This is a genomic window from Fictibacillus nanhaiensis (assembly GCF_023715445.1).
GTDB classification, from domain to species: domain Bacteria; phylum Bacillota; class Bacilli; order Bacillales; family Fictibacillaceae; genus Fictibacillus; species Fictibacillus nanhaiensis_D.
Genome location: NZ_JAMBOD010000002.1, coordinates 100,796 through 118,584, shown reverse-complemented (window position 1 = coordinate 118,584; position 17,789 = coordinate 100,796). Strand labels below are relative to the sequence as shown.

17 protein-coding genes and 1 riboswitch are annotated in these 17,789 nt (G+C 41.8%); of the genes, 10 read left to right on the top strand and 7 right to left on the bottom strand.

Annotated elements, in window-relative coordinates; genetic code table 11:
- Positions 1 to 7: 7 nt before the first annotated feature.
- Genes M3196_RS08585 through M3196_RS08575 form a run of 3 tightly spaced genes read right to left on the bottom strand, consistent with a single transcriptional unit; the run spans position 8 to position 3,432 of the window.
- Entirely contained in the window at positions 8 to 310 is a 303-nt protein-coding gene (locus M3196_RS08585) for a hypothetical protein (RefSeq protein WP_251321868.1), read from the bottom strand.
- Complete coding sequence (locus tag M3196_RS08580; protein ID WP_251322155.1) at positions 285 to 1,325, bottom strand: Fn3-like domain-containing protein; 1,041 nt, start codon at positions 1,323 to 1,325, stop codon at positions 285 to 287. Before M3196_RS08580 ends, M3196_RS08585 begins: the two co-directional genes overlap by 26 nt.
- Before the next feature lie 16 nt (positions 1,326 to 1,341).
- Positions 1,342 to 3,432 carry a S8 family serine peptidase gene (locus tag M3196_RS08575; RefSeq protein ID WP_251321867.1) on the bottom strand — a complete coding sequence of 697 codons (2,091 nt, stop codon included), beginning with the start codon at positions 3,430 to 3,432 and terminating at the stop codon, positions 1,342 to 1,344.
- A gap of 362 nt (positions 3,433 to 3,794) precedes the next feature.
- On the opposite strand from M3196_RS08575, the gene M3196_RS08570 reads away from it, so the two are divergent.
- From M3196_RS08570 to M3196_RS08545, 6 genes are all read left to right on the top strand, one after another.
- Positions 3,795 to 5,051 (top strand): helix-turn-helix domain-containing protein, encoded by a 1,257-nt coding sequence (locus M3196_RS08570; protein ID WP_251321866.1) that lies wholly within the window; start codon positions 3,795 to 3,797, stop codon positions 5,049 to 5,051.
- A gap of 66 nt (positions 5,052 to 5,117) precedes the next feature.
- Positions 5,118 to 5,223: riboswitch (TPP riboswitch) on the top strand.
- A gap of 65 nt (positions 5,224 to 5,288) precedes the next feature.
- Positions 5,289 to 5,915 carry a thiamine phosphate synthase gene (locus M3196_RS08565; RefSeq protein ID WP_251321865.1) on the top strand — a complete coding sequence of 209 codons (627 nt, stop codon included), beginning with the start codon at positions 5,289 to 5,291 and terminating at the stop codon, positions 5,913 to 5,915.
- Positions 5,899 to 6,987, top strand: a complete 1,089-nt coding sequence (gene thiO / locus M3196_RS08560; protein WP_251321864.1) for a glycine oxidase ThiO — start codon at positions 5,899 to 5,901, stop codon at positions 6,985 to 6,987. The genes M3196_RS08565 and thiO overlap by 17 nt, the downstream gene beginning before the upstream one ends.
- Positions 6,971 to 7,174, top strand: a complete 204-nt coding sequence (gene thiS, locus M3196_RS08555) for a sulfur carrier protein ThiS (RefSeq protein WP_251321863.1) — start codon at positions 6,971 to 6,973, stop codon at positions 7,172 to 7,174. Before thiO ends, thiS begins: the two co-directional genes overlap by 17 nt.
- A gap of 1 nt (position 7,175) precedes the next feature.
- Positions 7,176 to 7,943, top strand: a complete 768-nt coding sequence (locus M3196_RS08550; RefSeq protein WP_251321862.1) for a thiazole synthase — start codon at positions 7,176 to 7,178, stop codon at positions 7,941 to 7,943.
- Entirely contained in the window at positions 7,940 to 8,956 is a 1,017-nt protein-coding gene (locus M3196_RS08545) for a MoeB/ThiF family adenylyltransferase (protein WP_251321861.1), read from the top strand. The genes M3196_RS08550 and M3196_RS08545 overlap by 4 nt, the downstream gene beginning before the upstream one ends.
- Before the next feature lie 20 nt (positions 8,957 to 8,976).
- On the opposite strand, the gene M3196_RS08540 is transcribed toward M3196_RS08545, so the two are convergent.
- Positions 8,977 to 9,894, bottom strand: coding sequence for a DMT family transporter (locus M3196_RS08540; protein ID WP_251321860.1), 918 nt, complete (start codon positions 9,892 to 9,894; stop codon positions 8,977 to 8,979).
- 330 nt (positions 9,895 to 10,224) lie between these two features.
- Here M3196_RS08540 and M3196_RS08535 point away from each other — a divergent pair, with 330 nt between their 5' ends.
- From M3196_RS08535 to M3196_RS08525, 3 genes are all read left to right on the top strand, one after another.
- Positions 10,225 to 11,133 carry a DMT family transporter gene (locus M3196_RS08535; protein WP_251321859.1) on the top strand — a complete coding sequence of 303 codons (909 nt, stop codon included), beginning with the start codon at positions 10,225 to 10,227 and terminating at the stop codon, positions 11,131 to 11,133.
- A 139-nt stretch (positions 11,134 to 11,272) separates the two neighbouring features.
- The gene (locus M3196_RS08530; protein ID WP_251321858.1) at positions 11,273 to 12,223 is read left to right on the top strand and encodes an ABC transporter ATP-binding protein; all 951 of its coding nucleotides are present in this window, start codon (positions 11,273 to 11,275) and stop codon (positions 12,221 to 12,223) included.
- Positions 12,195 to 13,154, top strand: a complete 960-nt coding sequence (locus M3196_RS08525; protein WP_251321857.1) for an ABC transporter permease — start codon at positions 12,195 to 12,197, stop codon at positions 13,152 to 13,154. The genes M3196_RS08530 and M3196_RS08525 overlap by 29 nt, the downstream gene beginning before the upstream one ends.
- 287 nt (positions 13,155 to 13,441) lie before the next feature.
- On the opposite strand, the gene aceA is transcribed toward M3196_RS08525, so the two are convergent.
- The 3 genes from aceA to yhfH form a co-directional block, all read right to left on the bottom strand.
- On the bottom strand, positions 13,442 to 14,728 hold the full coding sequence (aceA, locus tag M3196_RS08520; protein ID WP_251321856.1) for an isocitrate lyase: 1,287 nt from the start codon (positions 14,726 to 14,728) through the stop codon (positions 13,442 to 13,444).
- Between the two features lie 209 nt (positions 14,729 to 14,937).
- The gene (gene aceB, locus M3196_RS08515) at positions 14,938 to 16,539 is read right to left on the bottom strand and encodes a malate synthase A (RefSeq protein ID WP_251321855.1); all 1,602 of its coding nucleotides are present in this window, start codon (positions 16,537 to 16,539) and stop codon (positions 14,938 to 14,940) included.
- Positions 16,540 to 16,611: 72 nt separating this feature from the next.
- Positions 16,612 to 16,743 carry a protein YhfH gene (gene yhfH / locus M3196_RS08510; protein ID WP_251321854.1) on the bottom strand — a complete coding sequence of 44 codons (132 nt, stop codon included), beginning with the start codon at positions 16,741 to 16,743 and terminating at the stop codon, positions 16,612 to 16,614.
- 277 nt (positions 16,744 to 17,020) lie between these two features.
- Between yhfH and M3196_RS08505 the strand changes: the two genes are divergently transcribed.
- Positions 17,021 to 17,470, top strand: coding sequence for an Lrp/AsnC family transcriptional regulator (locus M3196_RS08505; RefSeq protein ID WP_066293718.1), 450 nt, complete (start codon positions 17,021 to 17,023; stop codon positions 17,468 to 17,470).
- Positions 17,471 to 17,789 lie beyond the last annotated feature (319 nt).

Genomic DNA, 17,789 nt, shown 5'->3' with positions numbered 1-17,789 from the left:
CACGATATTAATGTTTTACAGTCATTTTATAAGGTTTTGATGTTAAGGATAATCCTGTTTCATCTGTTGCCGTCACGGTTACAAAGTAGTCGCCGTTTGGATATTCAGGGTCTGGATACCATTGTAAGCCGTAAATCGAATGCTCATTATCAATATTGGCTTCTTCGAGCTTATTCCCTTGAGCATCTGATATGACAAAATGCCAATCCAAGCGTTTATATCCAAATACCAAAATCGAGGCAGGCTTTGTTTGATTGATATTGGTTCCAGATACAGATAAATAGTTAATAAACGGATCTGCATGCAGCAAGTCTTCGTTTCCAGCATATCCGACCTACATTTCGAGCTTCATCCACAGCCGAAATCATCGCAATTTCTGGTTTCTCCGCAGTGATGTATTCTTTCGCATTATCTGGCAAGCTCTTATACGAACCATTAACCCAAATCATACTGCCTAAATAACCTGTGCCGTTCTCTTCTACATCCCATTTGATTTTGTATTTTCCATCTTGCTGTTCTTCTACTTTTACGTCTTTTACAACTGGTGCGATGGAGTCCACTTTAATCGGGATTTTTGTTGTCTGAGGTTTCGCTCCCTCATAGTTTAATGTGCTTGTATAGACGTAGTAGTATTGGCCGTCTGGCAGATTGTCTCCATTATGATCGATGGAATTCCAGGTGATGCTGTCAAAGGAATAAGAATAATCTCTATAGCTCATGATATTTTTTCTAAATGGATACGGAGTGCCATCAGCCGTAAATTCACTAAAGTTTCCGATCTCACGGACGGTATTTCCGTTCTGATCTTGGATGCTTAACGACATCTCTTTTAAGTTTCTAAATGCTGTAAAAGAAGGATAAGCCCCAGAACTGATCGAGCGATGAGAGACTCCGATCTTCTCCGCATCAAACGTGCCAGTCATTGAATCATAGCCTATTGGAAGATTCAGCATGTCATTCCATAGAACGGTATAGCCTAGGAAAGGGTCTCCGTTTACCGGACTCTCGTCAATATTTGCGAGGGCATCCCATTCTCCGTAGAAGCCCATATAAGGAATCGTTAAGGTCGATAGTTCCTTCACAGAACTTCCTTTTGGTACAAAACGCACGAAGCCTTCTACAAAACGTCCTTCACTTAGATCGTTTGGAAGAGTAACGGAAACGGTAACCTTATCATCGCGATGAGGCTTGTATTGAAATTTGCTGTTTCCCTTTTGCTGCTTTCCATTTATTTTTATGACGGCATCTTTTACTGATATGGAGTTTAATGTTAAATACTCTCTTTCTACTCCGTCATATGTTTTCTTTTCCGTCTCATCTGTGATTACATCTACATAAACTTCATATTGGTGGTGCTTTTTCCGCCTTTTTCGTTAATGCTTCTACTTCTAAAGTGAAATCAAACGTACGATCAATTTCTTTTAACGCAACAGATGCTGCTTCTTCTAAAGGGACACCATCATGCTGAAGAAGATAAGGCGTTTTTAAGGCTTGCTCAATTTTCATTAATCCTGAACCTTGACGTCTAGGTGAATAGGACATATTTTCGTGTTTCGGATTCGTTAAATTCTCAGATGTGTTCATCAATGCATTTTTTGCTTTTAATACGGTATCCATGTTTTTTGGCAGTTTCATATCTTCATAGTATTTTTGAAGGATCAATGCTCCGCCTGCAGCAACATGAGGACTTGCCATAGACGTTCCGCTCATCGTTTCATATTGATTATTGATGACAGTAGAACTGATTTTTCCTCCAGGAGCTGTAATTTCCGGTTTAAAGCTTAAATCGGTAGGTGAGCCATAAGAAGAAAATGTCGACATTGGTTCTGTTGCTGTATTTTGAACCCACAGTCCTTCGTCTTCCAATTGGGCAGTCACTTTTTCACCGCTTTGCAACAGTTCCACCAATTTGCTTGCTTTTTCTTGATCGGTTGTCACGGCAGGAATCATGTAAGGACTGAAAGACATGTTGGAATAGTCAGGTACTCCATTAGGCGGAATTACGATCGCAGCAACGGCGCCCTTTTTTCCTGCTTCATTTTGTATATACGAATAGAACGCATATTGTTGTAACGGTTGGGCGATAGCAATTTTTCCTTGCAAGTCTAAATCCTTCACATCGGCTGATTTGCCTTCTCCTACAAAGACAAGCTCATATTCTTTATCTTTATCTAAGTGGTCTATGAATTTTTTAGAGCTGTATTGAATCTGGTAGCCTAGTTTACTTCCATCGCTTAAACGAAGTCCATCTACTTTCATCAGGTCGTTTTCAGAAGAAGCAACCTGGAGTGCGTAAGGTGTAACACCAGGATTACCAACAAGTCCGATATCCGGATTTTTTGCTAATGGCAATGTGGAACGTTGCAGAAGGTTTTGCTTGGTGCTGTAAGCTGCATTACCAGCAGCAGCTACTACTAAAACGCCATTTTCTGTTGCATATTGAATGGCCCTTTGAAGTGGATCATTTGCATCTACCATACCTGCTTCTGATCCTAAGCTTAAGTTAATGACATCTGCTCCAAACTCTACAGCATGATAGATTCCTGCCACAATATCATCGTCATAAGCATAGCTGATAGAGTCAGAGAACACTTTTTCAGCTAATAGCTGCACATCTGGTGCAACGCCGACCGCTTTTTTCTGAGACTCTTCATTGGCACCAACGATTCCTGCAACATGTGTCCCATGAGAATCTTTTGCCGGAATGACATTATTATCTTTATCTGCCCAATCATACCCAGTGGGAACTTTATCTGTGTACCAAACATCGTTCACTGATGTTGCATTCAAGTCTTCTTGAATGGTTTCTTCTCTTAAATCCGCTTGCTTTTTGCCGTTGTCAGATAGCTGCATCGCTTCATGACGATAATCAATACCTGAGTCGACGATCGCTACTACCATTCCTTCTCCACGGTAATTATATTTGATCCATGCATTCATAGCTTCTACTAGATTCTTGCTGTTTACGACGGTGTGCTCATAGGTTTTTGCGATGCGAACATCTTTTACACCCGCCATGTCCTGAATCTTTTCTGCTTCTCCAATAGTCGTATCCATACTAAACCCATAAAATCCCGAGGTATATGTATGTCTTACATGAGAAGAAGCATCTTTTTTCTTCATCAATGTATTTTTTACGTGTTCCACTTGGACAGCCGGAAGAGCTTTGGCCTGATTATTTACGTCTACTTCAACAATTAATCTTACTTCTTCATTGGGATCAAAAGAAGACAATTCGTTCCCATATAACGTGTCGTTCTTCTTTCCTTCAAATTGCGAGAAAACATTTGACTGATCTGCTTTCATTGATATAGGATCTGGTTCTACTTCATTAGTCTGTACAAAATCAGCACTTGCAGATGATGCAAAACTACTAACAATTAATGCAGAAATAAATAGATAAGAAAATGACTTTTTCATGGTATTCTTCATTCTTTCACCCTTTTCATAAAATTTATAAATTCTGACTATTCATACCATTAATCTTAGAAGTACCCAGCAAGGAAGTAAATTGGGATAATTTTTTATAGATCAGGGTGGAAGTTTATAGTTCTTTTTAGCTACTAAGAGAGATTATTTAATGAATGTATAGTTTAATAGACCTTATAAAAAGGTAAAAAATTGATTTAGTAGAAAAAATACACTATTTCATTTCCCCAAATACGAGTTTTCCTTCTGGAATTATAGGGTTTAAAATCAATGGTAAATACAGACATCTAACCATTTAGAGCTCTCTATTTATACACGGAAAAACGTGCTATTATAGGAAAAATGAATTATTGGGGTGAGGATACATGAAGGAAGGATTGATAATCAAATTGTATCGTGAGCGAGCTGGCTTAACGCAATCCCAATTGGGAGAAGGCATTTGCTCTGTCACTCATGTCAGTAAAATCGAACGGGGAAAAACGGAGTACTCCACAGAAATTACACAACTTATTTGTAAGCGCCTTCAAATCGACCTGCAAAAAGAATTAAAGCAGTATGACCTGCTAGAAGAAAAACTTCATCAGTGGCTGGAAGCGATGGTAAAACAGCAAACTGATGAGCTGGAGAATCTTAAGAAGGAAATTGAAGATAACACCTATATACATATTTCAGAAGCCCAGCACTCTTATCGAATCTTATTAGCACGCTACTACCTTACAAAAGGTGACCTTGAAAAAGGGAAGGGTATCTTGTTAAGTTGTCAAGCTGATTGGAATGATCTGGATCGATATGAGAAACATTTATTAGAGCATACGTGGGGGATCTATTACTTATCTATAAGTAAGAGCAAAGAAGCCATCCAGCACTTAAAAAATATTAATCCAATGGAATATAATAATCATGAGTTTTATTATCACCTCGCACATGCTTCTCATCTCATTCGTGCTAAAGTTAAGGCTTATCATTATGGAACCTTGGCATTATCCTATTTTAGAAAAACAAATAATTTTAAGAAAATACTTGATACAGAAAACCTTATGCTGATCCAAATGGGATATAACGATATTTATCATTTTGAAGATACCATTCAAAAATATCATTCGTTGATTAAGAGCTGCAGGACCTACCAGGAAGAAGCAAAAGAAGTGAATCTGTGGCATAATCTTGGTGTAGAATATTCGAGTAAGGGATATTTTGAAGAAGCAAAAGATGCCTTTATGAAAGTCTTGGAAATGTGTAAAAATGCACAACTTCCACATATGGAGCTAGGCGCTAGAAGAGGTTATATTCATAACTCTCTGCTTTTAAAGTCTTATAGTGAAGAAGAACTAAAGAAACATATTACAGCTGGAATAGATTTAGCAAAGAAAATGCATAATGAAACCTTTCAGAATGTCTTTCGCTTGTTGGATATACTGTTACATACGAAAGACAAAATGGATTACTATGAATATCTGGAGAACACCTTTCTTCCTCACTTGCGGGAAGTAGGAATCGATACGCTTATCACCCTTTATGAAAAAGAGTTGTTTCGCTATTACCGTGAAACCTCTCAGTATAAAAAAGCGAGTGATCTAGCTTCACGTTTTGTGGAAATGCCTGTTTTAGAAAACAATGAATAGTCTTCTCTTGTATACCTGTTGTTATAAAAGTTCTTTAACGATAAAATAGAATCATAAAAAAATAGTTGTTACCACTAGGGGAGCCTTTTAAAGGCTGAGATTAGAGTGTACTTTAAGACCCTTAGAACCTGATTTGGTTAGAACCAACGTAGGGAAGTGGTGTGTTTTATCAGAATCTGCTAAAATCCTGATTTCATAAAACCGCCTCTTTCTTTTAAAGGAGGTGGTTTTTTTATTGTGAAAATACGTAAACAGCTGCATATTGTGTCAACGGGAAGGCAATCTGACAACGTACTGATTGAGATCATGAAGGACATCCACCCGTATATCACCGCTCTTCATATCCGTGAAAAATCAAAATCAGCGAAAGAGCTTGTAAGTTTAATTATGAAACTCGCACAGGCAGGTGTGCCCTTATCAAAAGTAATCGTAAATGATCGAGTAGATGTCGCGGTGTGCTGTCAAACAAGAGGTGTACAGCTTGGGTTTCAAAGCCTGGATCTGGCTTTTGTCCGGCCTGCATTTTCTGAATTAACGATTGGCTGTTCCGTCCACTCTATGGAAGAAGCGAGATATGCTGAGCGGCATGGAGCAGATCTTCTCCTGTATGGACACATCTTTCATACGCAGTCTAAACCGGACAAAGAGCCTAAAGGATTGGAGCAGCTAAAAAAAATAATTGGCCAAACGACAATGCCGGTCATTGCTATCGGTGGTATACGACCGTTGCAGGTATCGGATGTTATGGCTGCAGGCGCTTCTGGAATCGCAGTGATGTCTGGTGTTTTGGAAGCGCCTTCTCCACTGCAGTCGGTTATTGAATACAGAAATTATCTGGAGGTGTGGGATGAGCAGTATATATGATGCGGTCATCGTCGGCGGCGGGGTAATCGGCTGTTCCATTGCCTACCATCTTGCCAAACAGAATAAAAAAGTGATCTTGCTTGAAAAAGGAAGCGTCGCAGGAAAAGCATCCGGAGCAGCAGCTGGAATGCTAGGGGCACAGATGGAATTTACGTGTAACGATCCTCTCTATCCCCTCGCTATAAAAAGCAGAGATTTGTTCCAAACGCTTTCAGAAGAACTATACCGTTTGAGCGGCATCGATATTGAGCTGATTGAAGAAGGAATCTATCAGCTAGCCTTTACAGAGGATGAAGCCGTACTTCATCAAAGACGGGGCGAACAAGATCAGCAATCAGGGGAAGACGCCTACTGGCTGACTGCTTCTGAGCTGTTTGAAAGAGAGCCTGCTATTTCCAAAAAAGCACAAGGTGCGCTGTATTTACCAAGGGATGGACAGGTTTCACCAAAAAAGCTGACAGAAGCGTTTCTAAAATCCGCAATAGCACTTGGTGCAGAAGTGAGGGAGTATTCGGAAGTTGTTTCTTTTATCAGGCATGATAACTGTGTCAGAGGTGTCCATACGAAAAGAGATGCGATCTTCGCACGAAACACCATTTTAGCAGGGGGAGTCTGGAGCAGTGAGCTGGATCCCACTCTTGAAATGGTTCCTGTAAAAGGGGAATGCCTGTCTTTTACAACGAATAGACCGATCCTAAAAGGGACGGTAAAGTATAAAAATTGTTATCTTGTACCTAAAAAGGGTAACCGGATCATAGTTGGCGCAACCTCGATTCCAGACCGATTTGACGAGAATGTATCCTTCCGAGGATTGTTTCAGTTAATGGAGATGGCGAAGGAAATCGTTCCGGGTGTGGTGGATGACCAATTTGAAAAAGCGTGGACAGGCATACGTCCTCAATTAAGAAAAGGTGAGCCGTATATCGGTGAACATAAAGAGTATGAACAGCTTTTTATCGCAGCAGGCCATTACCGAAACGGGATCTTACTTTCGCCGATCACAGGTATCATGGTGGCTGAGGAAATCATGCAAAAAGAAAGGCAGGCATTTGCGAATGAAGCTTCAAATTAATGGAGAGCAGGTTGAAATACCTGAAAAGATCCAAACCTTAAAGGATTTACTGATACACCTGCAGCTGCAGGATCAAGTAATCATAGCAGAGATCAACAAGGAAATTATTTCAAACCATAAACAAGGCGAAACCGAGATTAAGAAGCATGACAACATTGAACTCGTGCGTTTCGTTGGAGGAGGATAATATGTTAAAAATTGGACCGTATACGTTTTCATCAAGACTTCTTTTAGGAACAGGCAAGTATCCCGATCTGGAGACGCAGAAAAAAGCGGTAGAAGCTTCATGCTCAGAAATTTTAACGTTTGCTGTTCGCAGATTGAACATCTTTGTAGACAGCCAGCCGAACTTTTTAGAAACATTGGATTTAAAAAAATATACGCTGCTGCCCAACACGGCTGGAGCAAAAACAGCTGAAGAAGCTGTTCGGATCGCAAAACTCGCAAAAGCGTCGGGATTATGTGATATGGTAAAGGTAGAAGTGATCGGATGCGACAAAACGCTGCTTCCGGATCCGGTTGAAACCTTAAAAGCGACAGAAGAACTATTAAAAGAAGGATTCATCGTTCTGCCTTACACCTCAGATGATGTTGTATTAGCTCGGCGTTTGCAGGATTTAGGTGCCCATGCTGTCATGCCGGCTGCATCGCCGATCGGTTCAGGCCAAGGAATCATCAACCCGCTGTATTTAAAGTTTATTATCGAACAAGCCACTATCCCCGTTATTGTAGATGCGGGTATCGGCTCACCCTCTGACGCGATGATCGCGATGGAATTAGGAGCAGAGGGTGTACTGCTGAACACAGCTGTAGCGGGTGCAAAAGATCCTGTAAAGATGGCCGAAGCGATGAAACTAGCTGTGGAAGCTGGTTTATTAGGATATGAAGCAGGCAGAATACCGAAAAAAGAAACGGCAGCAGCGAGCAGTCCTTTAGAAGGGTTGAGTGTGAATTGAATGAAAGATATTCTAGACAAGAATTATTTAGCCCGATAGGTAAAGAGGGGCAAGCGAGAATACGCCAAAAAAGCGTTATGATCGTAGGGGCCGGTGCGCTTGGTGCAGCGAGTGCTGAAGCATTGACCCGTGCGGGGGTAAAAAGGCTCGTGATCGTAGACAGAGATTACGTGGATTGGACGAACCTGCAAAGGCAGCAGTTATACAGTGAAAAAGATGCTGAGAATCAGCTCCCAAAAGTGATCGCTGCAAAAAAACGATTAACAGAGATCAATTCTGAAGTAGAGATAGAAGCACATGTTATGGATATGGGGATCGAGGAAGCAGAGGAACTCGTTAAAGGCATTGATTTAATTATGGATGCGACGGATAACTTTGAAACCCGTCTGTTAATCAATGATCTCGCTCAAAAACATAGGGTTCCTTGGGTATACGGGGCATGTGTAGGAAGTTACGGGATCAGCTTCACGATCCTCCCTGGTGAAGGACCATGCTTGAACTGTTTCTTGGAGAAGATACCGGCGAATGGCCAGACCTGTGATACAGCAGGGATCATCGCGCCGGCAGTACAGATGGTCGCTGCTTTCCAAACCACGGAGGCCCTGAAAATTTTAGTTGAAGATTTAAAATCTGTAAGGAAGGGGATTGTTACCTTCGACCTCTGGAACAACCAGCAGATGGCACTTAACATGGAAAAGGCGAAAAAGCCCGATTGTCCTTCATGCGGTGAGAACGCAACCTATCCGTATTTAGAAAAGTCGTCAGAGTTAAAGGCAGCCGTTTTATGCGGAAGAGATACGGTACAGATCAGGCCTGCTACTAATAAAGACCTTGATTTTAAATCCGTGGAAAAAGCTCTATTCGACCATGGGAATGTGCATAGCAATGGTTATCTGCTATCCTTTCAAAACGGGCCGATGCGAATGGTATTGTTTAAAGACGGACGAGCTCTTATTCACGGGACAAAGAGTACGGCGGAAGCTAAGTCCCTTTACCACAAATATCTTGGATAAAAGTAAGATGCCGCTATCATTTAAGCGGCATCTTTTTTACGCAATCTTTTATTCCGGATTTCCTCAACGGCTCCTGAACCTAAAAGAACCCCTGAAATGATAAGTAAAAAGCCGAAGATGTGCTGAAATCCGATTTTTTCATTTAAGAATAAATATGCACCGACTAGAGCAAAGAAAGGATTCAAATTAATGAAGATGGAAGCTTCTGATGCACCGATCTTTCCGATTGCCTCATTATAGAGCATGTGCCCCACCGCTGTTGCAATACAGGCAGAAGCGAAGTATATCAGCCATAACGCAACGGTTGAATTTTCAGCCACTCCCGCAAAGCCTTCAGGTTCTTCAAATAACCCGATCACGATTAAGAAAAGCGAACCGATCACCATCATATATCCTGTCATCAAGCGAGGATCGAGTGTATGCGCTACACGTTTAATTAAGATAAAACTTACCGCCTGTGTGAGTACCGATAAGAGAATGTAGGCATCTCCAAACGAGATACCTGTAACTTCGCTGCCTTCAAGGACGATGAAAGCAACTCCTGTAAACCCTAACAACAAACCAACAGCACGCAGCAGTGTTAATGGTGCGCCAATAAAAAGAATAGCAAGAATCGTTGTCAGAAGCGGTGACATTCCCATGATTAATCCGCCGTTCGTCGCGGTCGTTCCGGTTAGTCCGATCGACAAATAATAGTGATGGGCCACCACATTAAAGATAGAGGCAACAAATACGTACCAGAATTCCTTTTTCGTTAGCCATCGGACCTTTTTTATAAAAAAAAGAAGCAAAAATACCGTTAATCCAGCCGTTAACACACGGATGCCCGTTATGGTAACGGGTAAAAAGTTCGTAACGAGAATTTTCGTCGCTGTTACGTTCAAACCCCACGCGATCATAACAAAAAATAGTATCAAATACGTTCGGTATGGCTTCATCACGTCATCTTCTTTCTTCTGCTTTTACTTAACGAAGTAAAGTATTAAAATGATTTTAGTTTCAATTGTACCTCATTGTAAAAATTTTTAAAGAGAAAATTCTTCAGATTATAAGATTGAGGCGAAATTACTAATTTAACTGGAGATAAGCAGAACTATTTCTGCTGGAAAAAGAGCTTGATATAGTGAGAGGAATATAATAGATTTGTCGAAAGACCTATTTATTATTATTTAGACCTAATTCAGATCTGAGAAGACTTAATCCATTCGCATTTAGACTTAATTACTCGTCAAACAGACCTAATTTACAGAAAAGCGGTGAGACCAACGATGAAAAAATGGAATCCATATGTACTGCTTGTTGTGGCTACGTTAATTTGGGGAGGAAATTTCGTGATCGGACGGGCCATTACGAGTAGTTTGCCGCCTGTTTCATTATCTTTTTTGAGATGGTGCACAGCATTCCTCATTTTTTTGCCATTCGTATGGCCATTAATGAAAAAAGAATGGCCGGCTGTGAAAAAGAGATGGCCTATCGTGCTGCTCATGGCATTTACAGGGGTGACCGGATTCAACACGCTCTTGTACATTGCGCTTCATTACACGACTTCCATCAACGCATCCCTTGTTAATACTTCAACACCAATTATCATCTATATGCTGTCCTTTTTCATGCTGGGGGAACGATTGAACCGAAATCAAATCATTGGAACCATACTGTCATTGGCGGGGCTGCTTATTATTATCTCTCAAGGTTCACTCGATGTATTGCTTAAGTTTTCGTTTAACACAGGGGATTTAATTGTTATCGCAGCGGTTATTTGCTGGAGCATCTATTCTTTATTAGTGAAACAAAATGCTGGTAAATTACCAGGATATAGTACCTTTGCAGTATCGATGGTTCTTGGTATAGTAATTTTACTTCCATTCTTTATCCAAGAGGCGAGAACGACTGAAATCGTGTGGTCGGCAGGATCGATTTTAACGATTCTTTATACAGGTGTTTTTGCGTCTATTGTTGCATTTATGTCATGGAACACGGCTGTAGAACGAGTTGGTCCGAATAAAGCAGGGATTTTTCTTAACTTGATTCCGGTATTCGCCGCCATATTTGCTGTGATTTTTATCGATGAAAAACTTGCCTGGTACCAAGCGGCTGGCGGTGTTTTTGTAATTTGCGGCGTCTATATCTCAACACGCCTGACAAAAATAGAACAGCAGCGGAGAAAAACCGCATAGGGGTAGGGGTAGGGGTCTGTCCCCTACCCCCACCCCTATCCACTAAAATGGATTATTTTACAAATTTATGAAACTATTATCTTTTCTCATTCGTATTTATAGATGCAGGATATGTTAGAGAGATAGGATAGGAGGAACTATGACAACACATACGCTGGAGCTTAAAAATTTGACCAAAAAGATTAAGGGTAAAACGATTGTCGATGACTTATCTTTCTCTGTCAGAGAAGGAGAGATCTTTGGCTTGCTCGGGCCGAACGGTGCGGGTAAGACAACGACGATCCGAATGATTGTAGGGCTGATTTCGATTACGGACGGTGACGTTTCGATTAATGGCATCAACGTTCGGGAAAACTATGAAAAAGCGATGGAGCAAGTGGGTGCAATCGTTGAAAACCCTCAGCTTTACGAGTTTATGTCGGGCTACAAAAACTTGATGCAGTACGCGAGAATCATGCCTGGTGTCACAGAAGAAAGAATAGATGAAGTGATTAAGCTCGTAGACTTAGAGTACGCCATTCATGACAAGGTAAAAACGTATTCACTCGGGATGAGACAGCGTCTTGGTGTCGCTCAGGCGCTTTTACATAAGCCGAACGTGTTAATTCTAGACGAACCTACGAACGGACTTGATCCTCAAGGAATCTATGATTTAAGAAACTATTTGCGTTTGCTTGCGAACAACGGCACGTCTGTCATCGTGTCTTCTCATATGCTTGCAGAGATGCAGATGATGTGTGACCGTGTTGCCATCATTCAGCACGGGAAAATGGTTCGGATCGATGAGATACAGAGCAAGGAAGTTGAAGCAGATGTAAAAGTTCATTTCCAGATCGAAGGCGATGTACACCAGGCGAAGCAGGTTCTTGCTGAGATCAATCCTGAGTTGGATGTAGTGGAGTCAGGGAATGAGCTTATTGTTCAGACGGCGGATGTAAAATCAATCGCAGAATTAAATAAACAGCTTGTTCTAGCAGGTATTCTCGTTGTGGGCATTCAGCGCAAAACGAAAACGCTGGAAGAGCGGTTCTTAGAGATGACGAAGAAAGGGGGCGATCTAAATGAAATGGCTGTCCCTGTTAACGAATGAGTGGATTAAGATTTTTAGCAGAATAAGAACATGGATTTTTATCGCGATTCCTATTTTGATTATTATCGGTGTAGCTGTTTACGATAAAGTGACGACCGATGTTGAAGTGAACGAGAACTGGAAGCAAGAGCTCACGCAGACGATGGAAGAAGATAAAAAAGTGCTAGATGAAGCGAAAAAGAACAACGACGATGAGTTCTATATTGATATGTTGGAGACAAACATCAAACAGAACGAATATATGATTAAAAATGACATCTCGCCATACGAGAAAACAACATGGCAGTACATGAAGGACATGGCTCCGATCTCATCCTTGATCGGGTTGTTCGTTATCGTTGTGGCGAGTGATATCGTTTCAAGTGAGTTTTCTAAAGGAACGATCAAGATGCTGCTGATTCGCCCTTACAGCAGGTGGAAGATATTATTGTCGAAGTTCCTTGCGACGCTCGGCTTTGCGTTTGTGATGTGGCTCGTTGTAATTATAGCCACATGGCTAGTGGGCGGTCTCGCCTATGGATTTGGCGGGATTGATCAATCATATTTAATCGTTTCCGATGACCAAACCGTAAAAGAAAGAATGGTCGTTGAATATGTCTTTGCGAACATCGGTGTAGAGTTTATTGAATTGACCGCACTTGTAGCATTGTCGTTCATGATCTCGACACTCTTCATGAGTAACTCTGTGGCAATCGGTGTAGCGATGTTCACGATGTTTGCAGGAAACACGATCGTTATGCTGCTCGCGAACAAAGATTGGATCATCTACACGCTGTTTGCGAACATGGACCTCAGTACATTGATTGATGGGCAAAACCAGCTGATCAAAGATTTGACACTGCCGTTTTCCATTAGCATGCTTGCGATTTATACTGCAGTGATGCTAGCCATCACGTTCACAGTCTTCCAAAAGCGCGATGTGAAAGCTTAATCGGTCAATTTGTAGGGGACAGACCCGGGTCTGTCCCCATTTTTTATGATGAAAAAGGTACTTTGAGCGAAAAAGGAAGATTTTGAGCGAAACTAAAGGTAGTTTGAGCGTAGCGAGAGGATCTTGAGCGTAACTCGAGGTTTTTGAGCGAAACCCCAATGAGTCTGAGCAAACGTGTAACAAATATAAGAACACGTACCGTAAAAAACACCAACAAAGGACAGGAGACTCCATTCTCCTGTCCTTTCTATTTTTCTCCTATCCACTTACTCTATCTGTTTCAACGATTAAGCTTTCTGCGACTGGAACTGATCTTCTTCTGTCGATCCCTTCAATGCTGTTGTAGAAGCTGTACCACCTGATACGAGCTGTGTTACTTCATCGAAGTAGCCTGTTCCTACTTCACGCTGGTGGCGTGTTGCTGTATATCCATCAATCTCACTATCAAACTCTCTTTGCTGAAGCTCCGAATAAGCGCCCATTCCTCTTGCTTTGTAGCCTTTTGCCAGTTCAAACATACTGTGGTTCAGCGCGTGGAACCCTGCCAAAGTAACAAACTGGAACTTGTAGCCCATCGCCGCAAGCTGCTGCTGGAACGTCTCGATCGTTGCATCATCCAATTTCTTTTTCCAGTTGAACGAAGGGGAGCAGTTGTATGCTAATAGTTTGCCAGGGAACTGTTCATGAATGGCATCTGCAAAACGCTGTGCCTGCTCCAAGTTTGGTTCAGACGTTTCACACCAGATTAAATCAGCGTATGGCGCATAAGCGAGACCGCGTGCAATCGCCTGTTCGATGCCCGCTCTTGTACGATAAAATCCTTCAGCCGTACGTTCACCGATAATGAACTCCTGGTCAACCGGATCGATGTCGCTCGTGATTAAATCAGCCGCATCAGCGTCCGTACGCGCAATCAGCACAGTCGGAACCCCCATCACGTCAGCTGCCAATCGAGCGGAGATCAAGTTGCGAACTGCCGTTTGAGTAGGCAGCAAAACTTTTCCGCCAAGGTGTCCGCATTTTTTCTCAGAAGACAGCTGATCTTCAAAGTGAACAGCGGAAGCGCCAGATTCGATCATGCCTTTCATTAATTCGAACACGTTTAGCTGTCCGCCAAACCCTGCTTCAGCATCCGCGACGATCGGCAAGAAGTAATCCACTTCGTTTCCGCCTTCTAAATGCTGAATCTGATCCGCGCGCTGAAGAGCAGAATTAATCCGTTTTACCACGTGTGGTACAGAGTTCGCGGGGTACAAACTTTGATCCGGATACATGTTTCCTGAAAGGTTGGCGTCTGCTGCAACTTGCCAACCGCTTAAGTATACGGCTTTCAGACCTGCCTTTGCCTGCTGAACCGCCTGATTGCCGGTTAAAGCTCCTAAAGCGTTTACATATGTTTCATTTTGAAGCAGGTTCCAAAACTTTTCAGCCCCGTGTTTTGCAAGGGTATGTTCAATGTCGATCGACCCGCGCAGTTTAATAACCTCTTCCGCTGTATAAGGGCGGCTTACCCCTGACCAGCGCTCCTCATTTTGCCACATTTCCTTTAGCTTCTCCACACGTGAATTATTCATTAGTCCCTCTCCTTAAAGTTTTTATTTTTTTATAGAAGTGGTTGATTTCCGCTCGAGATGCTCGCTTTCCGCGGGGCGGGCGGTGAGCCTCCTGGCGCTTTTCGCCCTCAGGAGTCTCACCTGTCCCACTCGTTCCGCAGGAGTCTCGCACCTTGCGCTCCAATCAACTTGTCAATGAAGGATCACAAAAATAATCCTAATCCATCCATTTATAAAATGTCATAGCCTCTGTTAGTCAAGAAATCCTGGAAATCATCTTCACGGATCAGTCCGTCAAACAGCCCGACAGCCTCCATAAAACGACCATTATTGAATGATTCCTCATTCATGTGCTGCTTCAATTTTTGCACTTCTTCCAGTTTTAGCTGCTCTACCAATTCAAACGTTACTTTGCGTCCATCGTTCAGGATGCCTTTCGGGTGGCGGATCCATTGCCATACTTGGGCTCTCGAGATCTCAGCAGTAGCTGCATCTTCCATAAGGTGATTGATTGGCGCAGCACCTTTTCCTCTCAGCCATGAAGCGATGTATTGAATTCCAACACTTATGTTGATGCGCAAGCCCTCTTCGGTAATTTCGCCTTCTGGCACAGCCACTAAATCATCCGCCGTTACAACTACATTTTCTCTCTTTCTGTCGATCTGGTTCGGCTGCGGCATAATACGGTCAAATACTTCCATAGCAACGGGCACCAGTCCTGGATGGGCAACCCATGTGCCGTCATGACCGTCAGTCGCCTCGCGTTCTTTATCAGCTCTTACTTTTTCAAAAGCAGCCGCATTTGCTTCCTCATCATTTTTAATCGGAATTTGTGCCGCCATTCCACCGATTGCAGGGGCATTTCGTTTGTGGCACGTCTTAATCGCAAGCAAAGAATACGACCTCATGAACGGCACAGTCATTGTGACTAGTGAACGGTCGGGCAAAATCACGTGTGGCTGGTTGCGGAACTTCTTTATATAGCTGAAGATATAATCCCAGCGTCCGCAGTTCACGCCTGCCGAGTGATCGCGCAGTTCATATAAAATTTCATCCATCTCAAAAGCTGCTACAATCGTTTCGATGAGTACAGTAGCTTTGATCGTGCCCCTCGGAATTCCAAGCTGTTCCTGCGCGTAGATGAACACATCATTCCAGAGACGCGCTTCTAAGTGACTTTCCATTTTAGGAAGATAAAAATAAGGACCAGATCCGCTTTCAATCAGCGTTTTTGCATTATGGTAAAAATAGAGTCCAAAATCTACTAAACTTCCAGACATCGGTTCGTTATCTACAACAATATGTTTTTCTTCTAAATGCCAGCCGCGGGGACGAACGATTAATACAGCAGGGTTTTCGTTCAGTTCATATTTTTTCCCGTTTGGCCCCTCAAAAGAAATGGTCCGGTTGACCGCATCCTTTAGGTTAATCTGGCCCTCAATTGTATTTTCCCAAGTTGGTGAATTAGAGTCCTCAAGATCCGCCATAAATACTTTAGCCCCGGAAATTAAGGCATTGATGATCATTTTCCGGTCAACAGGCCCTGTAATTTCTACCCGGCGGTCTTGAAGATCCTGAGGTAGTGGAGCAATCGTCCAATTGCTGTTGCGGATATGCTCTGTTTCACTCAGAAAGGTGGGGAATACCCCAGAATCAATTTCTTTTTGCTTGATCTTGCGCTTTGTCAGAAGTTCTTTTCGTGTCGAATTGAATTGTAGATGAAGTGATTTTAAAAAGAGAATAGCACCAGGCGTTAAGATCTTTTTATATTCGGGCGGGGTATTTCCTGTTATATGAAGACTGGACGTATCAATTTTCACTTTTAGCGACATTCCTTTCTGATTTATGTTATCAAACAGATGAACCAGTTAACCATTGTTGTATAACAGTGTGTTTAAAAAAATTTACCTTTCGTGTTTTCCGATACAACGTTCGCACTCGTAAAGGTAAGATTCATGCTGCTCCTCGATCACACATCCACACTCTATACAAGTCTTCTTAGGGATATTGTGGTGAAGCTCAAGATAATTTTTCATTTTAAATTCCTCCTGTTTTTTTGTTTGATTTGATTATAATGCATTGTATTATAACAGATTAAATTTTGCAACAGCTGTTTTATAACATTTTTCGCTTTTTACTTAAATTAAGTCATCTGTCCTAGCTATTTGATAGGTTTTTACAGGTATATAACCATTTTGTCCTATCATAGAGGACGATTATCTGTTGTAATACAGTTGTCCACCTTAGCCTTATTTGAATTTTTAGAAAATAACGCTTACAATGAATTCATTCAAAGTAAGTGTGGTGATTTTATTGAAAATAGATGATACAGATCGAAAAATACTGGAGCTGCTTACACAAGACGGAAGAATGTCGTATGCAGAGATCGGAAAAGAACTGAACCTTTCACGAGTCTCCGTTCGCGAGCGTGTGAACCAGATGAGAAAAGCAGGTGTTATTGAAAAGTTCAGCGTCGTCATTGATTCAGAAGCGGCAGGTAAAACAGTCTCAGCGTTTTTCGAAGTAGACTGTGAACCAGCATATCTCGTAAAAGTAGCTGAGAAGCTGGTGAATAATCCAAGTGTGGCCAGCTGTTATCAGATGACAGGTCCGAGTACCTTACATATGCACGTATTAGTAGAAGACTTTCCGTCACTGGAGAAATTCATAAACAATGAACTTTATGGAATCAAAGGAATCTCCAGAGTGGAATCACATATTCTATTAAGAAGATTTAAGAGCAGATCAGGATTGAAGTTATAATGGAAGATTAGAAAAAAAGAGTGAGGCTGCAGCTGGTAACAGGCTGTGGCCTTGCTTTTTATTTGTCCAAAATTTCGCATTTTGTCGAAAAGCCTATAAGTTACTAATTACGGCCTATAAAAATAAATTACGGCCTAAAAAAGAATCCTGCGTCTTTTCAAAACACCTCTGTAACTCTACCAATCTCGTTTCCAACACCTTTTTCCTCTCTCATAAGAAAAAATAACTACCACAATCAGCCGCCTAGGACAAATTCCACTCCTCATATCAAAAAATGTAAGAATATAGTACTGAATTTATTTTGTTTATCAAATTGTGT